This is a genomic window from Streptomyces sp. CG4 (assembly GCF_041080655.1).
In the GTDB taxonomy this organism is placed as follows: Bacteria; Actinomycetota; Actinomycetes; order Streptomycetales; family Streptomycetaceae; genus Streptomyces.
Genome location: NZ_CP163525.1, coordinates 1,048,586 through 1,067,884, shown reverse-complemented (window position 1 = coordinate 1,067,884; position 19,299 = coordinate 1,048,586). Strand labels below are relative to the sequence as shown.

The window sequence follows — 19,299 nt, the reverse complement described above, 5'->3', positions numbered from 1 at the left end:
AGCGGGTACACGGCCGCGCCGCGCTACCCCTCCTCCCCGTACAGCGGCTCCTCGTACAGCGGCAGCTCCGCCCAGATCGTCTTGCCGTCCGGGGTGTGCCGGCTGCCCCAGCGCTGGGTGAGCTGGGCGACCAGCAGCAGGCCCCGGCCGCCCTCGTCGAAGGTCTTGGCCCGGCGCAGATGCGGGGCGGTGGGACTGGAGTCGGACACCTCGCAGATCAGCGTGGTCGCGTCGTCGTGGATCAGCCGGAGCCGGATGGGGTGGGCGCCGTAGCGTATGGCGTTGGTGACCAGCTCGCTGACCACCAGCTCCGTCGTGAACGCAGCCTCGCTCAGCCCCCAGCTGTCCAGCCGTTCCACGGCCTGCTTGCGGATCGGCGCGACCAGCGCCGGGTCGGCCGGGACGTCCCAGGTCGCCACCTGGGTGGCGGGCAGCCCCCGGGTGCGGGCGAGCAGAAGCGCCACGTCGTCGGCGGCGCCGCCCGGCGGCAGCAGGGCGCGCAGCACGCGGTCGCAGGTCTCGTCGAGGGAGTCCGCGCGCCCGGCGAGCACCTCGTACAGCAGCGCCCGGCTGGTGTCCCCGTCCCGCTCCCCGGACGTCACGAGACCGTCGGTGTACAGGGCGAGGACGGTGCCCTCGGGCAGGGCCAGCTCGGTGGACTCGAAGGGCAGCCCGCCCAGGCCCAGTGGGGGACCGGCGGGCAGCTCCAGCAGCTGCGGCCGGCCGCCCGGCCGCAGCAGTACGGGCGGCGGGTGCCCGGCCCGGGCCAGGGTGCAGCGGCGGGACACCGGGTCGTACACGGCGTACAGGCAGGTCGCGCCGAGCTCGCCGGGGCGGCCGTCGACGCCGGACTCCTCCGCCAGCCGCACCACCAGATCGTCGAGGTGGGTGAGCAGCTCGTCCGGGGCCAGGTCGATGTCGGCGAGGGTGCGGACGGCGGTGCGCAGCCGGCCCATGGTCGCCGAGGCCTCGACGCCGTGCCCGACGACGTCCCCGACGACCATCGCGACCCGCATCCCGGACAGCGGGATCACATCGAACCAGTCACCGCCCACCCCGGTCCGGGCGGCCGGCAGATAGCGGGAGCTGGCCTGCAGGGCGGCCGTGTGCGGCAGGGTGCGGGGCAGCAGGCTGCGCTGCAGCGCGAGCGCGGTCTCCCGCTCCCGGGAGTAGCGGCGGGCGTTGTCGATGCAGACGGCGGCCCGGGTGGTGATCTCCTCGGCGAGCAGCCGGTCGTCCGCGGTGAACGGGTCCGGGCGCCGGTGCCGGGTGAAGACCGCCACGCCGAGGGTGAGCCCGCGGGCCCGGACGGGCACCGACATCGTGGAGTGGATGCCGAATCGGCGCACCCGCCCGCCCCGCGTGGTGTTCCAGGTCAGCCACGACAGCATGTCGCCCGCGGAGGCGATGATGGTGTGGCCCGCGGTCAGCGAGTCCGCCTGGGGCGAGCCGGGCGGGTACTCCTCGGTCTCCCCCGGATCGCGCACCGCCTCCGGCACTTCGGCGAGGACCGACCGATGGGCGGCCCGGCGCAGGGTGACCGGCGCCGTCACGCGGGCCGGGGGCTCGCCGCCGTACTCCTGCGGGTCCAGCAGGTCGATGGTGACGAAGTCGGCGAGCGCGGGCACGCACACGTCCGCCAGCTCCTGCGCCGTACGGGTGACGTCGAGGGTGCTGCCGATGCGTACGCTCGCCTCGTTCACCAGCTGCAGCCGCTGCCGGGCCCGGTGGTTGTCGGTGACGTCGTGCGCGGCCACGCACACGCCGCGCACCCGGCCCCGCGCGTCCCTGACCGGAGCCATCCGGGCGAGCCAGGCGTGGGCGTGGTCCTCGCCGCCGGTGTGCTGGAAGGTGTGCACGTCCAGTGGCCGTCCCGTGGTCAGCACCCGGAGCATGCCCTCTTCCAGGTCCTCGCTCTGCGGCCTGCCGCCGATCTCCGTGGGCCGCAGCCCGCGCAGGCGCTCCCGCGGCAGGCCGACGATCTCGGCCATCGCGTCGTTCATCCGGCGCAGCCGCAGCTCCGCGTCGTACACGGCGACCGCGCACGGCGACTGGACCAGGCCCGCCTCGGCGAGCGGGTCGTCCTCGGCGGGCGGTTCCGCGCCGGTCAGCGGAGTGACCAGGAGCCAGCTGCCGCCCTGTCCGTCGTGCGGTGGCCGGTGGTGGGCGAGCAGCCAGACCAGGACGGTACGCCCGTCCCGGTGGCGCAATCCGACCGTTCCCTCCCAACGGGTTCCGGTCGGCAGGACCAGGGTGTCGTCCCCGGCCAGGAGCCGGGCGGCGGGGCGGCCCAGGACCGCGTCCGCCGGGTGGCCGAGCAGACGGCGCGCCCCCTCGTTCCACTCGACCAGCGTCCCGTCGTCGTCGATGACCGCCCGGGCCGTCCCCGCGTCGTCGAACGGATAGACCCGGCTCATCGTCGCCGCTCCCAGCGCACACTCACAGTGAACAGGTGGCACCTCTCGTGTTCCAGCGTAGTGCTTCCGGGACTTCCGTGAATCGCGGCCTCGGCCCACCCGGCCGTTCGGTCGAACAAGGTCAAGGCGGAGATCCGGTCGATCTGCCAGCGGGCGCGGACGCGCGGTTCCCGACCCTTGACGATCACGTGTGGCAGACCGTCAGAATCTGTTTGTTCGCGATCAGTTGTGAGTACTTCTGGGACCTGATGAGGGAGAGCCGCCATGACGGTAACGCGCCGATCGGTTCTGGTCGCCGCCACCGCGACACCCGCGGCCGGAGCGCTGCCGGGCATTCCCGCGGCCCCGGCCGCCGACGCCGCCGAGGCGTCCGCCGCCGGACGCCGGACCGTGCCCCTGCGGGACGGCTGGCGTTTCGCCCTGGCCGGCCAGGACGGCATCACCGACCCGACCGGCGCCTACGCACGGGCCGCCGATCCCGGCTACGACGACTCCGCCTGGCGCGAGGTCGCCGTCCCGCACGACTGGAGCATCGAACAGACCCCCACCACCGACCACGGCACCACCAGCGGCACCGGCTTCCTGCCCGGCGGCCTCGGCTGGTACCGGCTCGCCTTCACCCTCCCGCCCGCCTACGCCGGCAAACGGATCGCGGTCGAGTTCGACGGCGTCTACATGGACTCCCACGTCTACTGCAACGGCACGGAAGCGGGCCACCACCCCTACGGCTACACCGGCTTCGCCCTCGACCTCACCCCTCTCGTGCACACCGACGGCAGCACCCCCAACGTGCTGGCGGTCAAGGTGCAGAACCAACTGCCCAGCAGCCGCTGGTACTCCGGCAGCGGCATCTACCGCGAGGCCCGGCTCGTTCTCACCGAACCGGTGCACGTGGCCCGCTGGGGCACCTGCGTCACGACGCCCGAGATCTCGTCCGGCAGCGCCCTGGTCCGGGTGGCGACGACGGTGCTCAACGAGTCGGGCACCGGCACGGACGTACGGCTCCTGTCCCGGATCACCGGCCCCGACGGCCGCACGGTCGCCCGCACGGCCACCACGGTCGCCGTCTCCGAGCAGGCCACCGAAACCCATGAACTGACCGTCAAACAGCCTCTGTTGTGGGACATCGCAACCCCGGAGCACCGCTACACCCTGCACACCGAGCTGCGCGTCGCGGGCCGCACCACGGACACGTACGAGACACCCTTCGGTATCCGCGGCTACCGCTTCGACCCCGACGAGGGCTTCTCCCTCAACGGCGCCCACACCAAGATCAAAGGCGTCGATCTGCACCACGACCAGGGCGCGCTCGGCGCCGCGATCAGCGTCGACGCGGTGCGCAGACAGATGCGGATCATGAAGTCGATGGGCGTCAACGCCCTGCGCACCTCCCACAACCCGCCCTCGCCGCAGATGATCCAGGTCTGCGAGGAACTGGGCATCGTGATGATGGTGGAGGCCTTCGACTGCTGGCGCACCGGCAAGACGACGTACGACTACGGCCGGTTCTTCGACGAGTGGTGCGAGAAGGACGCCACCGAGATGGTGCTGGCCGCCCGGAACTCGCCGGCCGTCGTCCTGTGGTCCATCGGCAACGAGATCCCCGACTCCACCTCCACGGCCGGGCTCGCCATGGCCGACCGGATCATCGGCGCGATCAAGGCCGCCGACGCCACCCGCCCGGTGGTCATCGGCTCGGACAAGTACCACGGTGTGCCCGCCGCCGGCTCCCCGGCCGACCTCATGCTCGCCAAGCTCGACGGCCTCGGGCTCAACTACAACACGGCCAAGTCGGTCGACGCCCTGCACGCCAGGTACCCCCACCTGTTCCTCTTCGAGTCCGAGTCCTCCTCGGAGACCTCGACCCGGGGAACGTACCAGGAGCCGGAGCACCTCAACACGGGCGAGAACCACACTCCCGGCAGGCGGGAGACCTCCTCCTACGACAACAACCTCGCCCCCTGGACGCTGAGCGGCGAGTACGGGCACAAGAAGGACCGGGACCGCAAGTGGCTCGCGGGGCAGTTCCTGTGGTCCGGCATCGACTACATCGGCGAGCCCACCCCGTACGACGTCTTCCCGGTCAAGGCGTCCTTCTTCGGCGCGGTCGACACGGCCGGCTTCCCGAAGGACATGTACCACCTGTTCAGGAGTCAGTGGACGACCGAGCCGATGGTCCATCTGCTGCCGATGAACTGGAACCACGAGGAGGGCGAGACGGTCGAGGTGTGGGCGTACGCGAACGTGCCGTCGGTCGAGCTGTTCCTCAACGGAAAGTCCCTCGGCGTACGGGACTTCGACGTCAAGCAGACCACCGACGGGCGCGGCTACCTGGAGACCACCGAGGCCACCGGCGACGACAAGACCTTCACCGACGGCCCCTACCCGGGCAGTTACACCAGCCCGAACGGCAGCGCGGGCAAGCTGCACCTGACGTGGAAAGTGCCGTACCAGCCGGGCGAGTTGAAGGCCGTGGCCCGGCGGGACGGAACGGTGGTCGCCACCGATGTGCTGCGCACGGCCGGCGCCGCCCACGCCGTACGCCTCACCGCCGACCGCGACTCCCTTGCCGCGGACGGCCGTTCGCTGGTGTTCGTCACCGCCGACATCGTCGACGCGCACGGCGTGGTGGTGCCCGACGCCGAGCACCTCATCACCTTCGACGTCACCGGCGGCTCCCTGGCCGGGGTCGACAACGGCCGCGAGGAGAGCGCCGAGCGCTACCAGGCGAGCACCCGCACCGCGTTCCACGGCAAGGCCCTCGCCATCGTCCGCTCCGGCACCCGGCCGGGCCCGCTGCAGGTCACCGCGCGGGCGGACGGCCTGCGCACCGGCACGGTGCAGGCGCACACCACCCCGGCGAGCGAGCCGGCCCGTACCCCGGCGGCGGACTTCAAGCCCGGCCACCCGGAGCCGCTCAACTACCCCTGTGCGGACGCCAGTTACTCCGGACGCCCGGACACCCTGCCCGCCGCGATGCTGGACGGCGACCCGGCCACCGGCTGGTCCAACGCCTTCGCCAAGCCGGCCACCGCGCTGCTGCCCGCGTTCACCGGGGCGCGTGCCAAGGACTGGGTGTCGGTGGACTTCGGACGCAACCGCGTTTTCGACCAGGTGGCCGTCTCCTTCACGGTGGACGCCACCCACGCGCTGCCCGCGCAGATCGAGGCGGCGGTGTGGGACGGCCATGCCTACGTGCCGGTGACGGGCGCGAAGGTGGGCTGGGCCACGGCCTCGGACACCCCGACCGTGCTCGCCTTCACCGCCCTGCGCGGCTCCCGGCTCCGGCTGACCCTGACGAGCGCCCACCCGGGGGAGACGAAGGGGGCGGTGCGCATCAGCCGACTCGACGTCTAGGGCGGTGGCGGAGCGCAGCGCTGCCGTGTTCGTCCCGCGCTGCCGCCGGTCCGCCTCACACCAGAGCCGGCTGCAGGGCGCCCTCGTGGGTGAGCAGCCACACCTTGCGCTCGACCCCGCCCGCGTACCCGCGCATCGAGCCGTCCGCGCCGATCACCCGGTGACAGGGGCGCAGAAGCAGCAGGGGGTTGTCCCCGAGGGCCCGGCCGACCGCGCGCAGGTCGGCGCGCGGCACGCCCAGCCGGGCGGCCAGCTCGCCGTACGTGGTCGTCGTGCCGTAGGGGATGTGGTCGAGGGCCTCCCACACCGCCCGCTGGAACGGGCTGCCGGTGGCGGCGAGCGGCAGCTCGAACCGGGTGCGGCGACCGGTGAAGTAGGCGTCCAGCTGCCGGTGCGCCTCGGCGAACGGCGCGTCGTCGCGGTCCCCCGTGCGGACGGCGGGCGCACCGCGCTGCCCGGGCATGCTCAGCGAGGTGAGCGTGAGCCCGGACGGCGCGACCGCCCCGGTCAGCAGCAGGTCACCCAGCGGGCTGGGGTGGACGGTGTGGACGGTGCGGGTGTTCATCGTGGTGCCCCTTCTGTCCCGCTGTTGTCTGTTTCCGTAGCTGTCTTGCGCACTGTCGAGTCTGCTGTGTCGAGCGGTCCGTCACCGGCGGGAATCGGACATGGCTCTCGGGCCCCGCAGGTACCGCAGGAAAGTGCCCTTGACCAGGCGATATTTACGGGTAAGTACCCGCGCGGTACCGTGAGGGGCATGCCAGCTCTCAACGTGGAGTTCAGCGAACGGGAACTCGAGGACCTGCGGCAGATCGCCAAGGAGCGGGGTACGTCGATGAAGGCTCTCGTGCGCGAGGCCGCCGCCGCCGACATAGCTCGCCACCGGGCCCTGCAGGAGGGCGCCCAGGCCTTCCGGCAGTTCTTCGCCGCGCACGCCGAGGAGTTCGCGGCGGCCTTCCCCGACGACGAGCCCTCTGCGAAGGACGAGGCCGCCTGACGCATGCCCTCCGTCATCCACATCGACGTCCCGTGGCTGCTCCAGCGCCACGAGGAGGTTCTGCCCGACCAGCCCGCGGTCGACGACTTCTCCGCGCTGGTCGCCGCCGTCGCCCGGCACCGCGTGGATCCGCCCCGGCTCGGCGTGGACTCCGATCCCGCCTGGCGGGCCGCCGCCCTGCTGGACACCCTCGCCGTGCTCAAGCCGCTGCCCGCGGCCAACGCCCGGTTCGCCTGCGCCACCGCCGTGGCCTACATGTTCGTCAGCGGCGTCGGCATCGACCCGCCCTACGGCGCCCTCGTCGACCTCGCCCGTGATCTGATCTCCGGCAAGACCGACGTGTACGGCGCGGCCGACCGGCTGCGCTCCTGGCAGATCTGAGCCCGTGCGCTCGTGGCGGTTCTGAGCCCGTGCGCTCCTGGCGGATCGGATACCGCCGGCCCGCCCCGGCCGGTGGGGGAAGCCGCCGGGGCCGCCGACCGGGACGGGGTGCGCGGGGCCTTTCCGAGGAGGCCGGTCCCAGTCCACTACCGGCCCGCACACCACGGAAGCGTGCGCACCCCTGCCGGTGCGTGCGCATACTTCACACGGGGCGCAGGGAATTCCGAAAGCCGGTGCACGGGAGCAGGGCGGCGACCGCATTCTGACTTTCTGTCAAAACAGCCGATGTGGCGCGAGTGCCTTGTTGCTCATGTGGAAGTTGTGCAAGGGTTGTAACGCCCGTGCGGGGGGTAAAGTCATGGGTTCTTCCGACAGTTGCGGAACTTCACCGGCCGAACGCCGGCCAATTTCCCTCCCCGCGCGCCGCTGAGGTACGCATCGACGCAACACGCACCAAAAGGAATCCGCTCAGTGCCCACCCCCCAACCCCCTCGTCCTCCCTATCCGCCGCCCGGCGGCGACCCCGGGGAGTCGGACGAATCGCTCGCCGGTCCGCTACGGGCCGGATCCGACGCGGAGGGCTCCCGGTCCGCCGCCCTGCTGATGGCCCGGCACTGGCAGTCGGCGCACGACTACGCCGTCGTCTGCCTGGCCCTTTCCGGTCCGCTCGCGCACATGGTCACCGCCACCGCTTTCCACCAGGTCCTCGGCCGGCTCGCCCTTGGCGAACCCGCCGAGGCGCTGCGTCCCCGGCTGCTCGTGGCAGTCCGGGACACGGTCGTCAACTGGTCCGGCACCGACCGCATCACCGCCGTACTGCCCGGACTCGGGAAACCCGCCGGGGGCCGCGGTATGCGCGCTGCGAAGACCTTGATACCGGAAAACCGCGCCCTCTCCGACCGCTCATTTCACGCTCTTCCCCGGCTGGAACAGGCGCTGCTCTGGCACATCGAGGTCGAGGCCGAACCGATAACCGTTCCCGCCGGGCTGCTCGGTCTCGACGTCGACAGCGCGGCGGCCGCGCTGGAACAGGCCCGCGAGAAATTCCGGGAAGGCCTGGTGCGCTCCCACCGGGAACTCGCACCCGGTACGGAATGCCGCTACTACAACCGGCTGCTCGACGTTCCGATCCGCCGCGGCGGCGCCCTCCTGCCCGACGTCCAGGAGCATCTGTCCGCCTGCTCCTACTGCCGGCACGCCGCCGAGCAACTGGGCCACGCGGACGCGGCGTTGGGCGTGCTGCTCGCCGAGGCCGTGCTCGGCTGGGGCGCCCGCCGCTACCTCGACTCCCGCCCAGGCCGCCGCCCCGACCCCGCCCGCGGCGGCTCCCGGCGCTCCGGCGGACGCCGCCGCGGCGGCGGCAAGCCGGGCCTGTTGACCCGCGCCGCACTGCCCGGCGCGCGGCGGCGGGGCGAGGACCGGTCCCGGGTCCGGACCCCGGGGTCCCGCGGCAGGCGGCGCGGCGGCGAGGAGCCCGGACCGCTCGCCCGGGTCACCGGCCCCGGCTGGTCCTCCCGGACGCTGCTCTCCGGAGTCGGCGTGGCCTCGGCCGGACTGCTCGCGACCGTCCTCGCGATCATCCTCTGGCCGGACGGCGGCGACGGCACCGACCCGGTCGCCTCCACCAGCGCCGTCCCGGGCACCTCCGCCCACCGGTCCCCGCCGCCCTCCGCCACGGCCCCGGGCACCGCGGGACTGCCCGCCGCCGGCCGCCCCACCCGGCTGCGCAACGTCGCCGCCGACCTGTGCCTGGACATCAAGGGCACCCCCAAGGCCGGGGCGGCCACGGTGCTCGCCGGCTGCTCCTCGGCGCTCACCCAGCAGTGGACGTACGACGCCGACGGGCTGCTGCGCAGCGCGGCCGACTCGGGGCTGTGCCTGGACTCGCACGCGGACGCGGGCGTGGTGATCCTCGGCAGCTGCGCCGACGCCGGCTCGAAGCGGGGCGACGACGTGCGCTACGACGCCACCGTGCAGGGCGAGTTGCTGCCCCGCTGGGACCGCACTCTCGCCCTCGCCGGCTCCGCCGAGACCGCGGGCGCCGACGTGGTCGTCAAGGTCCGGGACGGCTCCGCCGGCCAGCGCTGGGTGACCGACGCGCCCTCGGCGAGCCCCGGCTCCCTCTCGACCGCGGGCACGGACGGCCCCTCCGCCCGGCCCACCCGGCCGCCGGCGAAGGACGCCTGAGCCACGGTCACATCGCCGACCGCGTCTGTGCTCCGGCGCGCCAGCACACCCGCTGCGTCGACCGGGCCGGCCACCTGACGGACGGCGCGGAGAGAGCACACCGCGCCGTCCCCTGGGCACCACCGGTGTCCGGTCACTGCCGACGGGGATCGACCACTCGCAGGAGTCCCGGACCGGTCCGCCGTGGTGATCACTTCATGAACACAAGGAGTCATGAAGGGACTTGAGGGGGTCGGAGTCGGAATGTTTCAGGACGATTAACGAAGCGCTGATTTTCGGCCATCCGGCCGGGCTCGACGGGCGGGACCCGCGTAGTTGCTGGGTCACGGTGTGTGGATTCCGTGACATCACGCCACTGCTTCAACACGAAAGGTTACCGAAATCCATGTGGTCGATGTGTGTTTCTCCGGCGGACTCGGCAGAGTGGCGCTCGCCGCTCCGGTGCCCGACCGGGACCGGGCGGACACCTCGTCTCATTCGAGCGGAAGGATGCACACAATGCGGAACACCGCGCGCTGGGCAGCGGCCCTCGGCTTTGCTGCCGTCGCCGTCTGCGGACCCCTGACCGGGGCCGCCGTCGCTGCACCCAGCGTCGCCCCGTCGTCGCTCTACGCCCCCTCGGCGCTGGTCCTCACGACCGCCCACGGCAGCGACGCGGCCACGGCCACTCCGGAGCGCGCCGTCACCCTGACCTGCGCGCCCACGGCCTCCGGAACCCACCCGGCCGCGGCCCATGCCTGCGCCGAACTGAACGGCATCGGCGGCGACCTCGCCGACCTGAAGGCCGACCCGGGTGTGTGGTGCACCCAGCTGTACAACCCGGTCGTCGTCACTGTGCAGGGCGTCTGGCAGGGCAAACGCGTCGCGTACGAGCGCACGTTCGGCAACTCGTGCATGCGGGACGCCACGGGCGCCGGCGTCTTCGCCTTCTAAAGACCGGGATCGCACGAACCTCGCATACGCCGGAAACAGGTCCGCAACTGGGGAGTGCGGCCCCTGGAGCGGGGTACCTGCGATCTCGCACCGGAACCGACGGGCGGAGTGGGGCCGCCCGCCGGCTTCCGGGCACACAGCCGCTCCCCGGGCGGGCCCGTGGGGGGCCTTCCTGGGGAGCGGCGAAAAACAACCGGTTTCGTCCGGTGTCCATGGCCTTGGCCCGGTGACTCGTGTCGCATCAGCGGGAACGGCGACCGTGTGGACGGGCACGGAGAGCGACACACACCCGGTTCGGCGAGGCCCTGGTGCCGCCCTCGACCATCTACCACGGACACCCGCCCACACTGCCGACTCAGGCGCCCCGCCAGGGAGTTCGCCGCGGCCACCAGGGTGGCACCGCCCGCCGGTAGCGCTCGTACTCGGCCCCGAAGCGGCGCAGCAGCCCCGGCTCCTCGTGCCAGTGGACGTAAGCCCGGATCACCGCCCAGGCGCCGGCGGCATAGACGAACAGCACCGGCCGGGCGAGCAGCAGACCCTGCCCGGCGAGCACGGCGACGACCGCGACGTAGATCGGATTGCGCACGTACCGGTACGGGCCGCTCACCACCAGCCGTGCGGGCGGCGCGACCGGCGCCGGCGTGCCGAGCCCCTCCAGGGCGAACCGGGCGTAGGCCGCCAGGATCACGGCCGTACCGGCCGCGAGCGGGAGCAGGCCGAGCAGTCGCAGCGACAGCCACCAGTGGCCGGTCCGCCAGCCACCGGTCAGCCACCACGGCACGAGCACCGCCGCGCAGCCCGCCGCCAGGACCAGGAACAGGGTGCTGCCGAGCACCGCCGTCGCCTTGCGCACATCTTCACCATGACAGGCCGAGGGGCCGCTGTCTCCCTGCTGACGGCGGCTCCTCGGGCTCGGTGTCCGGCTGTCACATGTGGACGACCGGAGCGGCTTCCGCGTCCTGCGCCGGCACCCCGCGCCGGTAGAGCACGAGGGCGATCAGCGCGCCGGCGGCGAAGAAACCCGCGGACCACCAGAAGGCGGTCGTGTAGCTCTCGATCGTCGCCTGCGCCCGCACCAGCTTGCTGGTGGCGTCGCGGCCGGAGAGGTAGTCGGTGGCGGCGCTCGCCGCGAGCGTGTTCAGCAGCGCCGTACCGATCGAACCGCCCACCTGCTGCATGGCGTTGACGGTCGCCGAGGCGACGCCCGCGTCCTCGGCCGCGACCCCGCCGGTGGCCAGCTGCATGGCCGGCGGCATCACCATGCCGAGGCCCACGCCGATCACGATCAGCTGGGGCAGCACCGCGCTCGCGTAGTGCGATCCGACGCCGATGCCGGTCAGCCAGGCCATGCCGGCCATGGCGATCGCGAAGCCCAGCGGGATGACCGCCTTCGGGCCGAGCCGGGGCAGCAGCACTGTGGTGCCCAGTTGCGCGGTCACCATCAGCGCGCCGACCATCGGCAGGAACGCCACACCGGTCTTCGTGGGGCTGAAGCCGAGGTTGAGCTGGAGGTAGTAGGTCAGGAAGAGGAACACGCCGAACATGCCCGCGCCGGTGATCAGCACCGCGAAGAAGGAGGCGGCGCGGTTGCGGTCGAGCAGGATGCGCAGCGGCAGCAGCGGGTGTGCGGCTCGGGTCTGCCACCAGGCGAAGGTCGCCAGCAGCACACCGCCCGCGATCAGGAAGCCCCAGGTCAGCGGCGAACCCCAGTCGTGGGTCTCGGCGTTGGAGAAGCCGTAGACCAGGGTGAACAGCCCGGCGGCGACCAGCACCGTGCCCGGCACGTCCAGCTTGGCGTTCGCCGCGTCGCGGTGGTTGTCGAGCAGGATCCAGCCGCCCGCGAAGGCGACGACCGCGATGGCCACGTTCACGTACAGGGTCCAGCGCCAGTCGAGCGTGTCGGTCAGCACACCGCCGAGGAGCAGGCCCACGGCGCCGCCGGCACCGGCGATCGCGCCGTACACGCTGAAGGCGCGGGCCCGTTCCCGGGCGTCGGTGAACGTCGTGTTGAGCAGCGACAGCGCGGCGGGCGCGAGGAGCGCCCCGAACGCGCCCTGCAGGGCCCGCGCGACGACCAGCATGGTGAAGCCGTTCGCGGCGCCGCCGAGCGCGGAGGCCGCGGCGAAGCCGACGACGCCGACGAGGAAGGCGGGCTTGCGGCCGAAGAGGTCGGCTATGCGTCCGCCGAGCAGGAGCAGGGAGGCGAAGGCCAGGGCGTACGCCGTCACGATCCACTGCCGGTTGCCGTCGGAGAAGCCGAGGTCGGTCTGGGCGGACGGCAGGGCGATGTTCACGATCGTGGCGTCGAGGACGACCATCAGCTGGGCGACGGCGACGACCGCGAGGATCCACCACCGCTTCGGTGAGGCCGCCTTGTGCCCGATCGCCGAGGCCTCCGCTCGGGAGTCTTCGGCCAGGGTCTTCTGGGACATGGGGAACCACTCCAGGGAAAGTCGTTCGGATGCAGGGAATGTGCCGCTTCATACCGAAATGGGCGGACGCAAAGGACCCGTAAACGAAACCGTTTCGTACACATGGAGCGTAGAACAGTTCCAGCGAAACGGCAACGTTTCGTTTCGCTGTGGGGGCGCACAGGGGTTTACATTCCTTGACAGGCATATAACTGCTGAGGCATATTTGCTGCATGTCCGATGCAGTGCTGTGGTCCGCCCTCGCCGACCCCCACCGACGGGCGATCGTCGCGCTCCTGCTGGAACGACCCCGGCCCGTCGGGGAGATCGTCGAAGCCTGCGGACTGAGCCAGCCGAGCACGTCCAAGCATCTGAAGGTGCTCAGGGAAGCGGGCCTGGTCCGGGTCAGACAGGACGCACAGCGCCGGGTCTACGCCCTCGACCCGGCGCCGATCGCCGCGCTCGACGCCTGGCTGGAGCCCTATCGCAGGCTGTGGAACCGCAGCCTGGACGCCCTGGGCCGGCGCCTCGACGAGACGTCGGACGACACCCGACACCCCCCACACGCGAAGGACTGAAGCACCATGCCCGTCGACCTCACCGGCACCTATCTGACGCTGGACGACGGCCGTCCCGCCGTCCGGTTCAGCCGCACCTACGACCACCCGGTGGACCGCGTCTGGCGGTTCGTCACCGATCCCGACGAACTGGAGCAGTGGTTCCCCTTCCGCGCCGAGATGGAGCTGCGTCCCGGCGGCACCATCCGCTTCAGCGGCGACCCGGACACGCCCGACTTCACCGGCCGGATGCTCGCCGTCGACCCGCCCCGGCACCTGTCCTTCGAGTGGGGCGGCGACGAACTCCGCTTCGACCTGGAAGCCGTCGGCGCACAGCGCACCCGGTTCACGCTCACCAACGTCCTTGGCGAGACCGACACCGCCGCCCGCAACGGCGCCGGCTGGGAGGTCTGCCTCTCCGCCCTCGACGCCAAGGCCCGCGGCGAACACTTCGAGGGCCCCCACGCCGGGCTGAACGCGCCGTGGAAGCAGTTCTACGACGCCTACATCACCGCCGGCGTCCCTTCCGGCGCCCCCGTTCCGGGCCTGGACTGACCGGGACGGGGCTGGTCGGCAGCCTGGAGCGGCCGGTCGTGGGGCTCCTGAGTCGCGGGAGCCGCGGTCCGGGGGAGCCGGTGGCAGGGCCCGGGGCTGGGGCCGGCGAGCCGTGGGGTCGGCAGGCGGCGGGACCGGCCACTCGCGGGGAACGCGGCGCCGACGGGCTGCGGGGACCCGGCGGCGTGGACCGACCGCCGGACCCACCCGTATCGGGTTGCGCCGCCGGACTCACCCGTATCGGAGGGGACCCGCCGCCCCGACCGCCCCGTCGGGCAGCCCACAAACACCCAGGCCAGGGCCGTCGACAACGTGCCGGGTGCGGCCGGGGACAGCCGGGCGGCTTCACGCCGTTGACGTAGATCAGCCGGCCGGGCATGGGCGGCGCCGCGTCGAGCGTCGCGCGGGCCACGCCCATTCGTTCCCCGGCTTCGAAGGTCCGCGGCCGGATGCCGACGGCCGTACGGCAGCCGGTCGATCGGGCAATCGTCCACACCCCGTCGGCGCAGTTCGAGAGCGGCCGTCAGCCCGACCGGGCCCGCTGCCGCGATCAGTGCCCCGGTGTACCGCGTGCCCTTCTCCCGCCCGGGCGTCCCGGCGTACGGTCGTAAGGTCGGCGTCACGCCCTCTGCTCTCCGCTCTCCCCGATCCCTCGATCTCCATCGTCGTCCCGGACGCACCACGCGGTGACTGGGGCCCCACCCTGAACGTGTCTCAGGCGTTCGGCGGGGCTTCGCCGTGCGCGGTGTTCCAGTGTGTGGCGCCCTGGATACACCGCGAACCCGTGCCCACACGTCGCAGTGAGGTCGTCACCATGTCCCACGCCCCGCCCCCCGCAGGACCGTCGAACCGCAGCGGGCCGGTCGCGACCTCCGTCCCGGCGGGCTCCGTGCTCCCCTCCGCCGGGGGCCCGGCAGGCCGGGGCGGCACCGCCCTGGTGACCGGTGCCTCCTCGGGCATCGGCGCCGCCGTCGCCCGTCGGCTGGCCGCCGAGGGATGCTGGCGGCTGGTGCTGAACGGACGCGACGTCACACGCTTGGCGCAGGTGGCCGCTCCGCTCGACGCCCTGGCGCTGCCGGCCGACCTGACCCGGCCGGGCGCCGACCGGCTGCTCACCGATCTCGTCCTGGACCACGCGGGCCGCCTCGACCTGCTGGTGGCGAGCGCCGGCGTGGGCTGGGCCGGTGACTTCACCGGTATGCCCCGCGCCCGCATCGACGAGATCGTCGGCGTCGACCTGCTGGCCACCCTGCACCTGGTGCGGGCCCTGCTGCCCCACATGGTCGCGGCCGGGTCGGGCCGCATCGTGCTCATCGGATCCGTCGCGGGCAGTGTCGCCGTGCGCGGCGAGGCCGTGTACTCCGCCGCCAAGGCCGGCCTGGCCGCCTTCTCCGACGCCCTGCGCTACGAGCTGCGCGGCACCGGGGTGGGCGTCAGCCATGTGATCCCCGGCGCCGTCGACACGCCCTTCTTCGACCGGCGGGGCGCCCCCTACGCCAGGACCTGGCCACGGGCGGTGCCGCCGGAGCGGGTGGCGGACGCCGTCTGGAGCGCCGTCCGGCACGGTCAGGACGAGGTGTACGTCCCCGGCTGGCTGCGGTTTCCCGCCCGTGTGCGCGGCGTCGCGCCCGGGCTGTACCGGCGGCTCGCCGCCCGCTTCGGATGAGCCGGCCATGATCGCCGTCACGGTGCTGCTCGCCCTGCTCGCCGCCCTCAGCAACGCGTCCGCGTCCGTGCTCCAGCGCCGGGCCGCCGTGCAGGAGCCGTACGAGGACAGCGGGGCCGGCGGAGCGGGGGCCGCCGTGCACCGGCTGGGCCGGCTGCTGCGGCGCCCGTACTGGGTGGCGGGAGCCGCGCTGCTGGCGGTCTCCGGGCTGCTGCAGGCCGGGGCGCTGGCGGTGGGGAGTCTGTCCCTGGTCCAGCCACTGCTCGCCACCGAGCTGCTGTTCACCCTGGTCGTGGGCGGTGTGGTCTTCCGGCGCCGGCCGGACCTGCGCACCTGGCTGGCCTTCGCCGCGCTCGCCGCCGGGCTGGCCGTGTTCCTGCTGGCGGCCGCGCCGGGCGCGGGCCGGCCCACCGCGCCGCCCCGGGCCTGGCTGCTGGGCGGCGGCGGGGTGCTCGGCGCGGTCGTCCTGCTCGTGGCCGCCGCCCGCCCTGCCAGGGGCGCGCCCCGCGCCGCGCTGCTCGGCCTGGCCTCCGCCGTGTGCTTCGCCACCACCGCCGCGCTGCTCAAAGAGGCCGTCGGGCGGCTCGGACAGGGGCCCGCGGCGATGTTCGCGCACTGGTCGCCGTACGCCACGGTCGGCGCCGGAATCGTCGCCTTCCTGCTGCTGCAGAGCGCGTTCGGCGCCGGTTCGCTCACCGCCTCCCAGCCCGCCCTCACCCTCGGCGACGCGCTCACCAGCGTCGTCCTCGGCTGGGTGCTGTTCGCCGAGACCGTCCACCTCGGACTGCGGACGCTGCCGGAGGCGATCGGTATCGCGCTGATCGGGGTGGGCAGTATCGGGCTGGCCCGGGCACCGGCCGTTCGACGGGAGTGGGACACGTCCGACGGCCGCCACGGCCAGGGCCTCGGGGAACGTCCGCATCGAATACAACGGTGAGCACGTGTACGGGAAGGCAGGTCGGCGATGTCCCTGAGGTCCGGTCGTCCCTGGCGGACGGCTGCCGTCCTGGCGCCGGTCGCCGTCACCGCCGCGCACATCGGACCGGCGGCCACCTGGCTCCCGGGCGTACGGCTGCTGCTGTTCCCGCGGCTCGCCGGCACCGGCCGCCGCCGGCACATCGCGCTGACCTTCGACGACGGCCCGGACCCCGTGGCCACGCCGCGCTTCCTCGACACGCTGGACGAACTCGGCGTACGGGCCACCTTCTTCGCGCTCGGCGAGTCCGTGGTGCGCCATCCCGCGCTGGTCCGGGAGACCGCCCGGCGCGGACACGAACTCGCGGTGCACGGCTGGACGCACGACCGCCCCTGGCGCCCGGCCCCCGCCCGGGACGCCGAGCAGGTCGCCCGGACCGTGCGCGCGCTGCACGACATCACCGGCCACCGGCCGCAGTGGTACCGCCCGCCCTACGGGATCCTCACCTCCGGACGCTGGCTGGCCGCCCGGCGGGCCGGGCTGCGGCCGGTGCTGTGGTCGGCGTGGGGCAGGGACTGGACGGCCGACGCCACCCCGGCGTCCGTGCGGGCCCTGGTCGCGGCGGACCTGCGCGACGGCGGCACCGTCCTGCTGCACGACTCCGACCGGCTCGCGGCCCCCGGCTGCTGGCGCTCGGCCCTCGGCGCGCTGCCCGGCCTGGTGCGGGACTGCCGGGAGGCCGGCCTCGCGCTCGGCCCGCTGCGGGACCACCTGCCGCCGCGCACCGGCTGACCAGCCGCCCGTGGCACCGCCTCAGAGCCGGGCCACGTACGCCATCGGATCGCCCCGGAACAGCGCCCGCCCCCGGGCCACCCGTTCCGCCCGCTCCCGGCCGTCCGCCGCGAGCCGGGCGAGGGCCACGAGCAGCCCCGGCCCGTCCGGGGCCAGTTCCGCCACGCCGAGGCCGGACATCCGCCGGACCCCGTCCACCCCGTGGCCGGGCAGCGGCCGGTACCCGATCACGGGCAGCCCCACGGCCAGGGCCTGTACGGCGGTCTGGCCGGCCGCGTTGTCCACCAGGGCGTACGCGGCGGACAGCAGTCCGGGCATGTCGTCGACCCAGTCGAGGGCGAGCGTCCCGGGCACCCGGGCCACCCGCCCCCGCAGCCGCGGGTTGCGACCGCACAGCACCACCGGCAGATAGCCGGCCCCCGCCAGCAGCCGGGCGGTGGCGTCCGGGCGGGACGCGGCACCCCAGGCGCCCGCGGACAGCAGTACCGCCGGCCGGCCGGGCGCCTGCCCGGCGAAGCGCTCCCGCCACCGGGCCGCCCCGGGCGCCGGCGCGCGGAACCCGGGCGCCACCGCCGGGCCCGTCGTCACGGCGGGTCTGCCCAGCGCCGCGCGCACCTCGGCCGCCACGCCGTCCGTGAGGCACAGGTACTGGTCGTTGCCCGGATGCAGCCACTGCCGGTGCACGGCGAAGTCGACGAGGAAGACGGCGCTCGGCACCCACAGCCGGCCCCGCTCCCGGAGATGGCCGGTGAGCTGCGCCGCCAGATGGAAGACCGACAGCACCACATCGGCGTCCAGCCGCTCCACCAGGTCCGTCAGCCGGTCACCGGCGAGCCGGGCCAGTGGCACCCCGCTCGGCCGCGGCCCGCTGCCGCCGCGCAGGAACGCGCCGTAGACACCGGCGTACGCCCACGGGAAGTGCCGTACCGAGGCCTGGTAGGAGCGGCGCAGCCCGCCGCCCAGGCCGTACGGCAGCAGCCGCAGCACGTCGGCCACCTGCGGCTCGTGTCCGTACGCCGCCGCCCGGCGGGCCAGTTCGGCGGCCACGGTGTCATGACCGGCCCCCATGCCCGCGCTGAGGATCAGCGGCCGCCGCCGGCCGCCCGGCGGGGCCGGCTGCGGGGAGGGCACCTCGGCAGGAGTACGCACGGGTTCCGATTCTCCGGTGCGCGCGGCCCGCAAACCCCCTCACTTCGCGGCCGTGTCGCCCTGGCAGCGCACCGGTGCGAGTTGCCCGGAGCGCGCCGGGGTGGATGAATCGGCTCAGGAGAGCGTGTGGGCGGTGAGCACGGGAGGAGCCGTGAGGCGGTGGCGGCGCGGCCTGCACCGCGCTTGGGAGTGGCTCAGGGCCGGGGCGCTGCTCGAACACGGCCGCGAGCTGGAACTGATGCACCGGGCCATGGGGTTCGCCACCCTCGCGCTGGTGACGCTCGCGCCGCTGCTGATCGTGGTCGCCGCCGCCGATCCGCTGGTGCGGGGCGGTTTCGCCTCCTGGCTCACCGACGGCATGGGGCTGTCCGGGCGGTCCGCGCGCGTGGTCACCGATGTCATCAGCCCGCCGCGCAAGGTCATCGGCACCACCAGCGTCTGGGGTGCCGTCCTGCTGGCCGCCTTCGGCGTGGCCTTCGGCGGCAGCGTGCAGAACGCCTACGAACGGATCTGGGGCCTGGCCGCCGGCCCCTGGCACCGGGTCTGGCGGCAGGCGACCTGGCTGGTGGTGCTCACCGGCTACCTCTACCAGGAGGTGGCGACCAAGGAGGCCCTGCACGGGGGCCAGCGGATCGCGCTGTCCACAGTGAGCGGCATCGCGTTCTTCTGGTGGGGGCAGCGCTTCCTGCTGGGCGGCCAGGTCCGCTGGCGCGCCCTGCTGCCGGGCGCGCTCGCCACCGTCGTCGGGCTGGTCGGCCTGCGCGCCTTCTCCTACCTCGTCTTCACCCCGCTCATCGTCACCAACGCGCTCAGCTACGGCGCGGTCGGCACCGTACTCGTGGTGGAGTCCTGGCTCATCGGCGTCGGCTTCGTCCTCTACGGCGGCGCCCTGTTCGGCCGCTGGTTCACCGAACACCACTGGATGCCGGCCCACCACCGAGGGGACGAGGCTCACAAGCCGGGCCGCGGAAAGTACTGAACACG

At 73.5% G+C, this 19,299-nt stretch carries 16 protein-coding genes; 11 read left to right on the top strand and 5 right to left on the bottom strand.

What is annotated here, in order from left to right:
* Positions 1-23: 23 nt before the first annotated feature.
* Positions 24-2,417 (bottom strand): SpoIIE family protein phosphatase, encoded by a 2,394-nt coding sequence (locus AB5L52_RS04930; RefSeq protein ID WP_369362748.1) that lies wholly within the window; start codon positions 2,415-2,417, stop codon positions 24-26.
* 264 nt (positions 2,418-2,681) lie between these two features.
* Between AB5L52_RS04930 and AB5L52_RS04925 the strand changes: the two genes are divergently transcribed.
* Positions 2,682-5,774 (top strand): glycoside hydrolase family 2 TIM barrel-domain containing protein, encoded by a 3,093-nt coding sequence (locus AB5L52_RS04925; RefSeq protein ID WP_369362747.1) that lies wholly within the window; start codon positions 2,682-2,684, stop codon positions 5,772-5,774.
* Positions 5,775-5,829: 55 nt separating this feature from the next.
* On the opposite strand, the gene AB5L52_RS04920 is transcribed toward AB5L52_RS04925, so the two are convergent.
* The gene (locus tag AB5L52_RS04920) at positions 5,830-6,339 is read right to left on the bottom strand and encodes a methylated-DNA--[protein]-cysteine S-methyltransferase (RefSeq protein WP_369362746.1); all 510 of its coding nucleotides are present in this window, start codon (positions 6,337-6,339) and stop codon (positions 5,830-5,832) included.
* 189 nt (positions 6,340-6,528) lie between these two features.
* Between AB5L52_RS04920 and AB5L52_RS04915 the strand changes: the two genes are divergently transcribed.
* From AB5L52_RS04915 to AB5L52_RS04900, 4 genes are all read left to right on the top strand, one after another.
* Positions 6,529-6,768 carry a hypothetical protein gene (locus AB5L52_RS04915; protein WP_351030312.1) on the top strand — a complete coding sequence of 80 codons (240 nt, stop codon included), beginning with the start codon at positions 6,529-6,531 and terminating at the stop codon, positions 6,766-6,768.
* A 3-nt stretch (positions 6,769-6,771) separates the two neighbouring features.
* Complete coding sequence (locus AB5L52_RS04910) at positions 6,772-7,149, top strand: toxin Doc (protein WP_351030309.1); 378 nt, start codon at positions 6,772-6,774, stop codon at positions 7,147-7,149.
* A 471-nt stretch (positions 7,150-7,620) separates the two neighbouring features.
* On the top strand, positions 7,621-9,336 hold the full coding sequence (locus AB5L52_RS04905; protein ID WP_351030306.1) for an RICIN domain-containing protein: 1,716 nt from the start codon (positions 7,621-7,623) through the stop codon (positions 9,334-9,336).
* Positions 9,337-9,834: 498 nt separating this feature from the next.
* Positions 9,835-10,269 carry a subtilase-type protease inhibitor gene (locus AB5L52_RS04900; RefSeq protein ID WP_351030305.1) on the top strand — a complete coding sequence of 145 codons (435 nt, stop codon included), beginning with the start codon at positions 9,835-9,837 and terminating at the stop codon, positions 10,267-10,269.
* A gap of 355 nt (positions 10,270-10,624) precedes the next feature.
* Here AB5L52_RS04900 and AB5L52_RS04895 read toward each other — a convergent pair whose 3' ends face one another.
* Together AB5L52_RS04895 and AB5L52_RS04890 are read right to left on the bottom strand one after the other, a co-directional pair.
* Positions 10,625-11,122 carry an isoprenylcysteine carboxylmethyltransferase family protein gene (locus tag AB5L52_RS04895; RefSeq protein WP_369362745.1) on the bottom strand — a complete coding sequence of 166 codons (498 nt, stop codon included), beginning with the start codon at positions 11,120-11,122 and terminating at the stop codon, positions 10,625-10,627.
* Between the two features lie 73 nt (positions 11,123-11,195).
* Entirely contained in the window at positions 11,196-12,701 is a 1,506-nt protein-coding gene (locus AB5L52_RS04890) for an MFS transporter (protein WP_369362744.1), read from the bottom strand.
* A 212-nt stretch (positions 12,702-12,913) separates the two neighbouring features.
* Between AB5L52_RS04890 and AB5L52_RS04885 the strand changes: the two genes are divergently transcribed.
* From AB5L52_RS04885 to AB5L52_RS04865, 5 genes are all read left to right on the top strand, one after another.
* Positions 12,914-13,258, top strand: coding sequence for a metalloregulator ArsR/SmtB family transcription factor (locus tag AB5L52_RS04885; protein WP_351030296.1), 345 nt, complete (start codon positions 12,914-12,916; stop codon positions 13,256-13,258).
* A gap of 6 nt (positions 13,259-13,264) precedes the next feature.
* Positions 13,265-13,792, top strand: a complete 528-nt coding sequence (locus AB5L52_RS04880) for an SRPBCC family protein (protein ID WP_351030295.1) — start codon at positions 13,265-13,267, stop codon at positions 13,790-13,792.
* An 814-nt stretch (positions 13,793-14,606) separates the two neighbouring features.
* Positions 14,607-15,458: an SDR family NAD(P)-dependent oxidoreductase gene (locus AB5L52_RS04875; RefSeq protein WP_369368813.1), complete on the top strand. Its 852-nt coding sequence runs from the start codon at positions 14,607-14,609 to the stop codon at positions 15,456-15,458.
* Positions 15,459-15,465: 7 nt separating this feature from the next.
* The gene (locus AB5L52_RS04870; protein ID WP_369362743.1) at positions 15,466-16,395 is read left to right on the top strand and encodes a DMT family transporter; all 930 of its coding nucleotides are present in this window, start codon (positions 15,466-15,468) and stop codon (positions 16,393-16,395) included.
* 27 nt (positions 16,396-16,422) lie between these two features.
* Complete coding sequence (locus tag AB5L52_RS04865; RefSeq protein WP_351030290.1) at positions 16,423-17,166, top strand: polysaccharide deacetylase family protein; 744 nt, start codon at positions 16,423-16,425, stop codon at positions 17,164-17,166.
* A 21-nt stretch (positions 17,167-17,187) separates the two neighbouring features.
* Here the strand turns inward: AB5L52_RS04865 and AB5L52_RS04860 are convergent, their stop codons facing one another.
* Positions 17,188-18,315 (bottom strand): galactosyldiacylglycerol synthase, encoded by a 1,128-nt coding sequence (locus AB5L52_RS04860; protein ID WP_369362742.1) that lies wholly within the window; start codon positions 18,313-18,315, stop codon positions 17,188-17,190.
* A gap of 151 nt (positions 18,316-18,466) precedes the next feature.
* Between AB5L52_RS04860 and AB5L52_RS04855 the strand changes: the two genes are divergently transcribed.
* Positions 18,467-19,294 carry a ribonuclease BN gene (locus AB5L52_RS04855; protein ID WP_369368812.1) on the top strand — a complete coding sequence of 276 codons (828 nt, stop codon included), beginning with the start codon at positions 18,467-18,469 and terminating at the stop codon, positions 19,292-19,294.
* The last annotated feature ends 5 nt before the right edge of the window (positions 19,295-19,299 follow it).